This window comes from Rhizobium sp. NPDC090279, from assembly GCF_044769665.1.
GTDB lineage: Bacteria > Pseudomonadota > Alphaproteobacteria > Rhizobiales > Rhizobiaceae > Rhizobium.
The window spans coordinates 386610-398087 of sequence record NZ_JBIVYI010000007.1 but is presented as its reverse complement, the minus strand read 5'-3'; the positions used below and the strand labels follow the sequence as shown (position 1 = coordinate 398087).

At 60.7% G+C, this 11478-nt stretch carries 7 protein-coding genes; 5 read left to right on the top strand and 2 right to left on the bottom strand.

Translation table 11 applies throughout. The annotated features are described in order from the left end of the window. Window positions 1-75: 75 nt before the first annotated feature. The gene (locus tag ACIQWP_RS19920; protein WP_402790905.1) at window positions 76-1293 is read left to right on the top strand and encodes an OpgC family protein; all 1218 of its coding nucleotides are present in this window, start codon (window positions 76-78) and stop codon (window positions 1291-1293) included. 345 nt (window positions 1294-1638) lie between these two features. Continuing rightward, window positions 1639-2730: a porin gene (locus ACIQWP_RS19915; protein WP_402790903.1), complete on the top strand. Its 1092-nt coding sequence runs from the start codon at window positions 1639-1641 to the stop codon at window positions 2728-2730. Window positions 2731-3058: 328 nt separating this feature from the next. Here ACIQWP_RS19915 and ACIQWP_RS19910 read toward each other — a convergent pair whose 3' ends face one another. After that, on the bottom strand, window positions 3059-4828 hold the full coding sequence (locus ACIQWP_RS19910; protein ID WP_402790901.1) for a glucan ABC transporter ATP-binding protein/ permease: 1770 nt from the start codon (window positions 4826-4828) through the stop codon (window positions 3059-3061). 378 nt (window positions 4829-5206) lie between these two features. Here ACIQWP_RS19910 and ACIQWP_RS19905 point away from each other — a divergent pair, with 378 nt between their 5' ends. The 3 genes from ACIQWP_RS19905 to ACIQWP_RS19895 all read left to right on the top strand — a co-directional run bounded on the left by ACIQWP_RS19905 (window position 5207) and on the right by ACIQWP_RS19895 (window position 10113). Then, window positions 5207-5947: an autoinducer binding domain-containing protein gene (locus ACIQWP_RS19905; protein WP_402790898.1), complete on the top strand. Its 741-nt coding sequence runs from the start codon at window positions 5207-5209 to the stop codon at window positions 5945-5947. Between the two features lie 115 nt (window positions 5948-6062). Further along, window positions 6063-9524 (top strand): pyruvate carboxylase, encoded by a 3462-nt coding sequence (gene pyc / locus ACIQWP_RS19900; RefSeq protein WP_402790895.1) that lies wholly within the window; start codon window positions 6063-6065, stop codon window positions 9522-9524. A gap of 130 nt (window positions 9525-9654) precedes the next feature. Next, window positions 9655-10113, top strand: coding sequence for a GNAT family N-acetyltransferase (locus tag ACIQWP_RS19895; RefSeq protein WP_402790892.1), 459 nt, complete (start codon window positions 9655-9657; stop codon window positions 10111-10113). Window positions 10114-10117: 4 nt separating this feature from the next. On the opposite strand, the gene ACIQWP_RS19890 is transcribed toward ACIQWP_RS19895, so the two are convergent. Continuing rightward, a complete protein-coding gene (locus ACIQWP_RS19890) occupies window positions 10118-11356 on the bottom strand; it encodes a multidrug effflux MFS transporter (RefSeq protein ID WP_402790889.1) in 1239 nt (412 codons plus the stop codon). Window positions 11357-11478: the final 122 nt, after the last annotated feature.

Here is an 11478-nt window from a genome sequence, read left to right as displayed (position 1 = left end):
TCGCTTCGACGATCGGGGCCAAAGGGGGAACTCTTTGGCCCCGATTGCATTTGATTGTCGGAACAGGAGAGTTTTATGAACTCAAGGGCGAATATCGGCCCGACGACGGCAGAACGAATCAGTGTGCCGAAGCCGGCGAGCCAGAGGGATACCCGACTGGATGTCCTCAGGGCCTTGGCCCTGATCATGATCTTCATCAACCATGTGCCGGGGCAGCTTTTCGAAGACCTCACTTCGAAGAATTTTGGGTTCTCCGATGGCGCGGAAGCTTTCGTGCTGATCTCCGGCATTTCCGTCGGGCTGGCCTATGGGACGAAGTTTCAGCCTGGCAATCGGCTGAAAATGGCATGGAAGGCGATCAGGCGCGCCTTCACGCTCTATACCGCGCATATGATCACCACCTTCGTGACGTTGGTGCTCTTCATCTCCGGCGCGTGGATTTTCCACCAGAAGGGCCTGCTCTGCGAAGTGAATATTCTTGCCCTCTTGATGGACCCGGCGCGGGGCATTCCTGCACTGCTGACGCTTGGGCATCAGATCGGCTACAACAATATCCTGCCGATGTACGGCGCCCTGTTCCTGATGTTGCCGCTGATCATGCTGCTGGAGGCGAAGAATCCCCTGCTCCTGCTCTTAATTTCGGTCGGCGTCTGGCTGGTGTCGGGCATCTACTATATCGCGCCGCATACGACGCTGCTTGACGGCTTCTGGTTCCTCAATCCGCTATCCTGGCAGCTGCTGTTCGTCATCGGCTTCGTCGCCAGCATGCATGTCAAGCGCGGCGGCCAGATCCCTGTCCATCCGGTTCTGATCGCGCTCGCCGCCGCCTATGTGCTCCTGTCCTTCATCTGGGTGACCGACAAGCTTTGGATACTCGGCGATTATCTGGCCACGCTCGGCCTGCCGACCGTCATCACCGGCTTCGACAAGACTTTCCTGTCGTTGCCGCGGCTGCTGCATGTCATGGCGCTCGCCTATCTGATCATCAGCATACCTTCCATCTCGGCGCTGCTGCGCCGTTCCGGTAGCCACCCGCTGACGATCCTCGGGCGGCATTCGCTGAGCATCTTCGTCGCCGGCACGATCCTCGCCATGGCCGGTCAGGTCCTTCTCTATGTGACCAACAAGAGCCCGGTCGTCGGGGCGATCTATGTCGTCATCGGCATCGCTGCGCAGTTCCTCTATGCCTATCATCTCGAGCACAAGCGCCTTCAGCTCGCCGGCCAGCCGGCGGCGAAGGCGCCGGCGGCGCCAACCGCAACAATGCTTGCTCATTTCGGAAAGCATCGCTAGGCGCTTGCAACGAGCCGCGTGCCGACACGCGGTTCAAGATCTTAATTTTCCAGGTTTTTTTATTTGTGACACTTTCACGAAGGAAGTGTGACGTGATTTTTCTGCAACGCGAAATGATCACGCTGCATCGCAGCAGAAATTAAAGTGCCCAAAATCTTGTTGTGCAAAATTTAATTGCTACATGGTCGATGTGACGGCGCTCGGGGAGCGCCGTCATCGCGTTGCCGGCGTTTCCATGGGGGATGGCCGCGCTTTCGTGGGGATTGTCAAAATCGGAAATGGGTAAGGACGTCGACTTCTCGGCGCGACCACTCATGTCCGATCGCTACTAAATTGGGGTAATCTATGAATATCAGAAGGCTTCTTCTTGGTTCGGCCGCCGCCTTGGCCGCCGCATCGGGAGCGCAGGCGGCTGACGCTATTGTGGCTGCCGAGCCGGAACCACTTCAATATGTTCGCATTTGTGACGCCTATGGGCCTGGCTACTTCTTCATTCCGGGCACCGAAACCTGCCTGAAGGTTGGTGGCCGCGTTCGTACCGAAGGCGAGTGGTACGATGCCTACAACGCTCGCAGCAAGAACGGTACGCTCTGGCATACGCGTGCGGAACTCGCCGTCGACACGGCGACGGACACCGAATACGGCCCGCTGAAGACCAACACGGTCATCCGCTGGGATTGGAACGACGGCAACACCACAAGCACCAAGCTGCTCTGGGCCAATATCAGCCTTGGCGGCTTCCTCGTCGGTAAGGCGGACTCGCAGTACAACTACTACATGGGTTATGCGGGCAACGTCATCAACGACGACGTCATCTATGACGGTCCGAAGGAACTCAATCAGCTGACCTACAAATATGATGCCGGCAATGGTTTCACCGCCGTCATCTCGCTCGAAGATTCCAATTCTTCTAGCGATACGTCGTCCTATGGCGGCGCCTGGCAGACCGGCAAGGGCAATCACTATGCGCCGGACGTCGTTCTCGGCGCCGGCTACAAGACGGGTGCGTGGACGCTCCGCGTCATCGGCGGTTACGACAGCGTCGTTGAGGAAGGTGCGATCAAGGCCCGTATCGACGCCGACTTCGGCGCCTTCAAGGCCTTCCTGATGGGCGGCTGGAACACGAACGGCGACAAGCTGAACAAGTATGCCGGCTCCTACCTCAACAGCAACCGTTCCGCTTGCCCGACCAATGGCGCCGATTGCGGTTGGGGCGACTGGGCCTTCTGGACGGGCGCCAGCTATCAGCTGACCCCGAAGCTGCAGGCAAACGCCCAGGTTGCCTATACCGACTCGAAGATCTTCGCCGCCACCGCCAACGTTGCCTGGCGCCCGGTCAAGGATCTGCTGGTCGAGCCGGAAGTCTCCTACACGAACTGGGATGCTGCCAATCGTGACCAGTGGGCCGGCGTCCTCCGCTTCGAACGCAAATTCTGATCCTCAACTGCGGTCGGGCGCCGATGTTAACTCCTGGTAGCGCCCTGTCGAATTGACCTCCGATCAGAAGACGGAAAGGCTCGGTTTTCCCGCCGGGCCTTTCTTCGTTTCGGGTTGGCTGTGTTTTCCGGAGTCGGGTTTCTTGCAGGCAAAGCCCCTCACCCTAGCCCTCTCCCCGCTTGCGGGGAGAGGGCTAGGGTGAGGGGTATAGGGGCTGAGGTAGGGGCATACATCGAACGCGGTACCGTGCTCGCCTGACAAACCTTGGCAATAAAAGAACCGGGAGAGCGTCGCTCTCCCGGTTTCGATCTTGGGCCCCTTGCGAAGATCAGGCGGCTTCGTGTTCCGTCGTATGTGCCTTGCGGACTTCCTCGTCCGTCAGGATGCCGCTGGCGCGCAGCAGGGCGGCGAAGCGGCCGTTGCTCTGGCTGAGCTCGCTGAAGCTGCCGTTCTCGATCACGCGGCCGTTGTCGAGGAAGAGCACGATATCGGCTTCGCGGACCGTCGATAGGCGGTGCGCGATGATGAAGGTCGTGCGGTTCTGGCGAAGATTGTCGATCGCCGCCTTGACCCTGTTCTCGGTTTCGACGTCGAGCGCGCTTGTGGCTTCGTCGAGCACGAGGATCGGCGCGTCCTTCAGAATGGCGCGAGCGATCGCGATACGCTGGCGTTCGCCACCGGAAAGCTTGTTGCCACGCTCGCCGACGCGGGTCTCGTAGCCGCTTTCGCGGGTTTCGATGAAGTCGTTGGCGGCAGCCGCCTGAGCAGCGCGGATCATCTCTTCCTGGGTCGCACCTTCGCGGCCGAGGCGGATGTTGTCGCTGATCGAGCGATTCAGCAGGCCGGCGTCCTGGAAGACGGTGGCGATGTAGCGGCGCAGCGAGCGGCGCGTCACCTTGGTGATGTCGTTACCGTCGACGAGGATCTGACCGGACTGCGGGTCGAAGACACGCTGCAGCAGGTTGACGAGCGTCGTCTTGCCGGCACCGGTCGGGCCAACGATGGCAACGGTCTGGCCAGCCTTCACCTTGAAGGAGATGTCGTGCAGACCCTGCGAGGTGCTGGCAAAGCCGAAGGAAACGTTGCGGAATTCCACTTCGCCCTTGACGTCCTTGATCTCGGCCAGGCCTGCCGGCTCTTCGCGTTCACGGACCGAATCTTCCAGCGTGTAGAAGTCCACCAGCTTGGCGCGGGCTTCGAAAATCTGGTTGGCGAAGTTGCGCAACTGTTCCAGGCGGCCGATCAGCACGTTCGCAAAGGCGATGAAGGTGATCAGCGCACCAAGGCTGAGGCTGCCGTCCTGGACGAGCACGGTGCCGATCATCAGGATCGCCATCATGGCAACGGTCGAGGCGGTGCGGTTCAGCGCGCCGGCAAGTGCCCACCAGTCGAGAACCGGGTACTGGGCAGCCAGCAGCCGCTCAGTGAAGGACTTCAGCGCCTTGGTTTCGGCTTCGATGCGGTTGTAGCTGTGCAGCACGGAAACGTTGCTGATCGAGTCGCTGACATGCGAAAAGACGGTGTTGTAGTGGCTTTCGACCGAGGTCTGGCCATCCTTCGTACGGTTCATGACCAGCTGGCCGATGATCCAATAGAAGATGCCGAGCAGGATGAGCACGGCCGAGAGACGCAGGTCCATGGCCATGGCGGTCGGGATCATCACGACGAGCGCTACGGCCGTCGTCAGGTGATTGCGCATGAATTCCAGCCACAGGCCGAACAGGGCTTCGCAGGCGCGCAGCAGCGTGTTCAGCGCGCTCGCCGTGCCGCGCTGGCTATGCCAGGACAGCGGCATGGAGATGATGCGGCCGAATGCTTCGGTGAGCAGGGATGCGCGGCGGCCGTGCGCGAGACGATCCGCCTCGCGGGACACCACGATGAAGGCGACAGCACTGAAGACGGCAAAACCGGCCCACAGCATCATGGTCGGCGTAACGACCTCTTTCTTGGCAATGGCATCGAAGATGCGGCCGAACAGAACCGGCTCGTAGATCGTCGTCATCGCCAATGCGATATTCGCGAATACGACCATCCAGACGCGGTAGCGATACGCGCCAAGATACTTCAGGGCTCTTGCATAGACTTTGAACAGCGACACGTCTGGCACCCTCTTGCACAAGCAAAACTAGGAATGCTCGGACACTACAGATCGCTACCTGAACCGGCGATTAACGGAATCTGCAGCTGTTTTTTCAAAGGAATTTTTCGCGCAGGACGGGCGCTGGCGCAGCGGGGCGCTATCCGTCGCCGCAGAAATGTGACACTTTGAGGACGATCCTGCCGCGGCGATATCAGTTACTATTTAGTCACGCAGAGGCGGCCATTCAGGGTTGAATGGTGAAAAAATCGCCAAGGGCGTTCAATTTTGCGCCGGCCCGAGTATGTTGCCGGCGATTGAGCGCGCTGTGGGGCCCGGCGGGCATGGTTGGCAATGCTCGGCCGTTAATAATTCAGGCTGTAAAGCCGAGGGGTAAATGTGAATATCCATTCGCTAATACAATTGCTTGTGGTCATCGAGGAGTGCAAGCTTGCCAAGGATGTCGTGACCGAGCTCGAGCTTGTGCTGCGTTCGTATAAGTTCGAGTTCTATGGGGTTCTGAAACAGACGCGACCGAATGTCGACGTTGCGAATTTCATCTTGGCGGGCCGCTGGCCCGATCAATGGCCGCTGACCTATGTCCGCAAGCGATACATGCTCGTCGACCCTGTCGCGCGTTATGCCACGCAGGCACAGCGCCCCTTTCGCTGGAGCGATGCCGTGGCGGCGCTGAAGACGAACCCGCTACGGCGGCGTATGGAGCAGATGATGGCCGATGCCCGTGCCAACGGGCTTATCGACGGCTATCTCTTCCCTATTCACGGACGCAACGGTCTGCTTGGAAGCATGACGATCGGCGGTGCGGCGGTCGATCTTTCTCCGACGGAGATTTCCGTTTTCGACGCAGTCGCCAGAAAGGTTTTCTGGCGGCTTCTGGAGCTGCGTGACGAGGCGCAATCGTTCGAGGGGGCGGGAGCGGCCGAGCTGAAGCTGACCAAGCGCGAGATGGAGGTGCTCAACCATCTGGCCGACGGCATGACGTCGATCGAGATCAGCCGGCTGCTGGCCATCTCCAATCACACGGTCGATTGGTACATGAACAGCATCCAGGACAAGCTGAAAGCCCGAAATCGGCAACACATTGTCGCAATCGCGTTCAGAAATGGACTTATTCCGTAGCGGCAACAATTTTGCTTTCTGGCAGCATGAGGAAATTGACACTTCTTGTGACAAGAAGTTAAGAATTTTCTTCGCGGGTGCAGCATTGCCCGTTTCGATGCCTGAGGAGAGCGCATTGTCCATTTCCAAGATCCTGGTCGCCAACCGTTCCGAAATCGCTATCCGCGTCTTCCGCGCCGCTAACGAGCTTGGCATAAAAACGGTCGCCATCTGGGCCGAAGAAGACAAACTGGCGCTGCACCGCTTCAAGGCGGATGAGAGTTACCAGGTTGGCCGCGGCCCGCATCTTGCCCGCGATCTCGGGCCGATCGAAAGCTATCTGTCGATCGACGAGATCATCCGCGTCGCCAAGCTTTCGGGTGCCGACGCCATCCATCCGGGCTACGGCCTGCTGTCGGAAAGCCCGGAATTCGTCGACGCCTGCGATGCCGCCGGCATCATTTTCATCGGCCCGCGTGCCGACACCATGCGCCAGCTCGGCAACAAGGTTGCGGCGCGCAATCTCGCTGTCTCGGTCGGCGTGCCCGTCGTGCCGGCAACCGAGCCGCTGCCGGATGATATGGCCGAGGTCGCCAAGATGGCGGCTGAGATCGGTTATCCGGTCATGCTCAAGGCCTCCTGGGGCGGCGGCGGCCGTGGCATGCGCGTCATCCGCTCCGAAGCCGATCTCGCCAAGGAAGTGACGGAAGCCAAGCGCGAGGCGAAGGCCGCCTTCGGCAAGGACGAGGTCTATCTCGAAAAGCTGGTCGAGCGCGCCCGTCACGTCGAAAGCCAGATCCTCGGCGACACCCATGGCAATGTCGTGCATCTGTTCGAGCGCGACTGTTCGGTCCAGCGCCGCAACCAGAAGGTCGTCGAGCGGGCGCCGGCGCCCTATCTCAGCGATGCACAACGTCAGGAGCTGGCGGCCCATTCGCTGAAGATCGCCAAGGCGACGAATTACGTCGGCGCAGGCACCGTTGAATATCTGATGGATGCCGACACCGGCAAATTCTACTTCATCGAAGTCAATCCGCGTATCCAGGTCGAACATACGGTGACCGAAGTCGTTACCGGCATCGATATCGTCAAGGCGCAGATCCATATTCTCGATGGTTTCGCCATCGGCACGCCGGAATCGGGCGTTCCGAAGCAGGCGGATATCCGCCTCAACGGCCATGCGCTGCAATGCCGCGTGACGACGGAGGACCCAGAGCACAATTTCATCCCGGATTACGGCCGCATCACCGCCTATCGCTCGGCGTCGGGTTTCGGTATCCGCCTCGACGGCGGCACCTCCTATTCCGGCGCGATCATCACTCGCTACTACGACCCGCTGCTGGTGAAGGTGACGGCCTGGGCGCCGAACCCGCAGGAAGCGATCGCCCGTATGCACCGCGCGCTTCGCGAATTCCGCATCCGTGGCGTCGCGACGAACCTCACCTTCCTCGAAGCGATCATCACGCACGAGAAATTCCGCGACAACAGCTATACGACGCGCTTCATCGACACGACGCCGGAGCTGTTCCAGCAGGTCAAGCGCCAGGACCGCGCCACCAAGCTTCTGACCTATCTCGCCGACGTCACCGTCAACGGCCATCCCGAAACACGCGGCCGCCCGGCGCCCTCGCCGAAAGTTGCCCATCCTGTGCTGCCCTACATCGACAGCGCTGTTCCCGATGGTACCAAGCAGCTGCTCGACAGGCTCGGTCCGCAGAAATTCGCCGAATGGATGCGCAACGAAAAGCGCGTGCTGATGACCGATACGACCATGCGCGACGGGCATCAATCGCTGCTTGCCACGCGGATGCGCACCTATGACATCGCCGGCGTCGCCGGCACCTATGCGCGCGCCCTGCCGCAGCTCCTGTCGCTGGAATGCTGGGGCGGCGCCACCTTCGACGTCTCCATGCGTTTCCTGACGGAAGATCCGTGGGAACGCCTGTCGCTGATCCGCGAGGGTGCGCCGAACCTGCTGCTGCAGATGCTGCTGCGCGGCGCCAATGGCGTCGGCTACACCAATTATCCCGACAATGTCGTGAAATATTTCGTCCGTCAGGCGGCCAAGGGCGGCGTCGATCTGTTCCGCGTCTTCGACTGCCTGAACTGGGTCGAGAACATGCGCGTGTCGATGGATGCCGTCATCGAGGAGAACAAGCTCTGCGAGGCGGCGATCTGCTATACGGGCGATATCCTCAGCTCCGCCCGCCCGAAATACGATCTGAAATATTACACGGATCTCGCCGTCGAGCTGGAAAAGGCCGGCGCCCATATCATCGCGCTGAAGGACATGGCCGGCCTGTTGAAGCCGGCGGCCGCCAAGGTGCTGTTCAAGGCGCTGCGCGAGGCGACCGGACTGCCGATCCACTTCCATACGCATGATACGTCGGGCATTTCAGCCGCTACCGTGCTCGCGGCGGTCGATGCCGGCGTCGATGCCGTGGATGCGGCGATGGATGCGCTGTCAGGCAACACGTCCCAGCCTTGCCTCGGATCGATCGTTGAAGCCCTCAAAGGGTCGGAGCGCGATCCGGGCCTCGATCCGGAATGGATTCGCCGTATCTCCTTCTATTGGGAGGCCGTTCGTCACCAGTACGCCGCCTTCGAAAGCGATCTCAAGGGTCCGGCTTCGGAAGTCTATCTGCATGAAATGCCCGGCGGCCAGTTCACCAACCTCAAGGAACAGGCCCGTTCGCTCGGCCTCGAAACCTGCTGGCACCTGGTGGCCCAGGCCTATGCCGACGCCAACCAGATGTTCGGCGATATCGTCAAGGTGACGCCGTCTTCCAAGGTCGTGGGCGACATGGCGCTGATGATGGTGAGCCAGGATCTGACGGTTGCCGATGTCGAAAATCCGGCCAAGGATATTGCTTTCCCGGACTCGGTCGTCTCGATGCTGAGGGGCGATCTCGGCCAGCCGCCCGCCGGATGGCCGGAGGCGCTGCAGAAGAAGGCGCTGAAGGGCGATAAGCCTTACACCGTCCGCCCCGGCTCGCTCTTGGCCGAAGCCGATCTCGATGCCGAGCGCAAGGCGATCGAGACCAAGATCGAGCGCAAGGTCGACGATTTCGAGTTCGCTTCCTACCTGATGTATCCGAAGGTCTTCACAGACTACGCGCTGGCCGCCGACACCTATGGTCCGGTCTCCGTGCTGCCGACGCCGGCCTATTTCTATGGCCTGAAGGAAGGCGACGAGCTGTTTGCCGAAATCGAGAAGGGCAAGACGCTTGTGATCGTCAACCAGGCGATGACGACGACCGATGAGAAGGGCATGGTGACCGTGTTCTTCGAGCTCAACGGTCAGCCGCGCCGCATCAAGGTGCCGGATCGTGCCCACGGCGCTTCCGGCAGCGCGATCCGCCGCAAGGTGGAAACCGGCAATGCCGCCCATGTCGGCGCGCCGATGCCGGGTGTCATCTCCACCGTCTTCGTTTCGCCCGGCCAGGCGATCAAGGCCGGCGACGTCCTCGTGTCCATCGAGGCCATGAAGATGGAAACGGCGCTGCACGCCGAAAAGGACGGCACGATTTCCGAGGTGCTGGTCCGTGCCGGCGACCAGATCGACGCCAAGGATCTGCTCATCGTCTATGGCGCGTAATTTCACGCTTGCTTGAGATGCAAAGGCGGCCCGAATGGGCCGCCGGTCAAGATGTGGGAGTTTTCCGGCGGTCGCGGCGGAAGTATCTAGCGTTTCATGTCGAATCTCGGGAGGCCATGGAGGCGGAGGAATGACGGGAGCGATTTCCTTGCGCGCGGCCACCGATGCCGATGTCGGTGCCATTCGCGCTTTGACGCGCGAGGCCTACAGCAAATGGGTGCCCCTCATCGGCCGCGAACCTTTGCCGATGACGGCAGACTATGCCGAGGCCGTGCGCAAGCATCGCATCGACTTGCTGGAGGCCGAGGGCGAGCTTGCGGCCTTGATCGAGATGGTGCCGGACGCCGATCATCTGTTGATCGAGAATATCGCCGTATTGCCCCGCCATCAGGGACGGGGTATCGGCAAGGCGTTGCTTGCTCATGCCGAGCAGGTCGCCGCATCGCTCGGCGTGACCGATATTCGGCTCTATACGAACAGGCGCTTTGTCGAGAATGTGCAGCTCTATCTCCGAAACGGCTATGCGATTGATCGCGAAGAGCCGCTCAAGGATGGTTTTCTCGTCCATATGAGCAAACGCATCGGGTAGGTTGCTACCTTGGTTTCTCAACTACGGCGGCCCAGAGTGCCGCCAGCAGCGCGAGCAAGGCGGATATCAGCATCAGCGTGAAGAGGGTATGGATTGTCGCTGACCGCGCGAGAAACAGCCCGGCAATAGAGCCTATCAGCGCGCCGCCCGCGATCCGCATGGCGGCAGCGAGCCCCGCGGCTGTTCCAACCATATCCGATCGGACCGACATTGCGCCGCTGTTGGCAGCCGGCATGGTCAGGCCGTTGCCGAGGCCGATGAAGATGCAGGGGCCGAAGAGCGCCCAAATCTGCGTCATGCCCGTAAGCGACAAAGCGAGGCCGAACGCCAGGCCGATGCAGGTCAGAAGCCGCGCAATGACAAGCACGGCGCCGAGCGGAAATTTCGAGGCGTAGCGACCGGCGAGATAGCTGCCGAGAATGAAGCCGGCGGGAACCAGGCCCATGTAGAAACCGAGCATGGCGCTCGACCCGCCAAAGGTATCGCCCACGGTCAGCGGCGCACCTCCGAGGAAGATGTAGAGCACGCCCATCGAGCAGGCCATGCAGAGAGTGTAGGCCCAAAACCTTGTCGAACGCAGCAGCAGGCCGTAGGAGGCGAGGTAGTTCCTGCTCATTCCCGATGAGGGCGCTCGCGATCCCTTCAATTCCCGTGTCGAAAGAACGAAAGCAGCCATGCCGAGGACGGCAAGGACGACGAAGATCGATTGCCAGCCGAAAAGCTCGTCCAGTGTCCCACCGAACAGAGGGCCGACCATGGGAGCAAGCGCCCATCCCATGGCGAGATAGCCGAATTTGCTGGCGGCTTCGCGCTCGTCCGATGTTTCCTTGATGACGACGAGGGCGACGGAATAGCAGGGTCCGATGCACGCCTGCATCATGCGGAACAGCAGGAAGATGCCGATATTGGGCGCCAGAACGCAGCCGATGGAGGCGACGATGAAGATGGAGAGAGATGCCAGGACAACCGGCCGGCGGCCGAACCGATCCGATAGTGCGCCGCCGATCGCCTCCAGAAAGGCTGTCACAAACGAGAAGCCGGCAACCGAGAGATTCACGAGGGCGAAATCGGCGTGGAATGCCGCAGCGATTTTCGGCAGCGACGGCAGGATGATGTTAACGGGCAGCACGGCAAGCGCCGAAAGCAGGATAAGGGTCGTCAGTCGCGGCCGCGCCCTTTCGGGATCTGGATTTTCAATTGTTTGCGTGGCTGAACTTTTGATGCGGCTCTCGTTGCGCGTCATGGTCTTGTCCATCTTGCGAGTGGGGAAACGGAGGAAGATCTGACGAGGCGCCGCCCGGATTCCGGGCAATAAAAAAGGCCCCGTCAGGAGCCTGCTTACCGCGCATGGGAGCTTTCGCCGGA

What these genes read in the sequence shown, in the direction of transcription:
- ACIQWP_RS19895 (WP_402790892.1), top strand. Translation starts at nt 9,655, where the DNA reads ATGACGGGAGCGATTTCCTTGCGCGCGGCCACCGATGCCGATGTCGGT.
- ACIQWP_RS19920 (WP_402790905.1), top strand. Translation starts at nt 76, where the DNA reads ATGAACTCAAGGGCGAATATCGGCCCGACGACGGCAGAACGAATCAGT.
- ACIQWP_RS19890 (WP_402790889.1), bottom strand. Translation starts at nt 11,356, where the DNA reads ATGACGCGCAACGAGAGCCGCATCAAAAGTTCAGCCACGCAAACAATT.
- ACIQWP_RS19915 (WP_402790903.1), top strand. Translation starts at nt 1,639, where the DNA reads ATGAATATCAGAAGGCTTCTTCTTGGTTCGGCCGCCGCCTTGGCCGCC.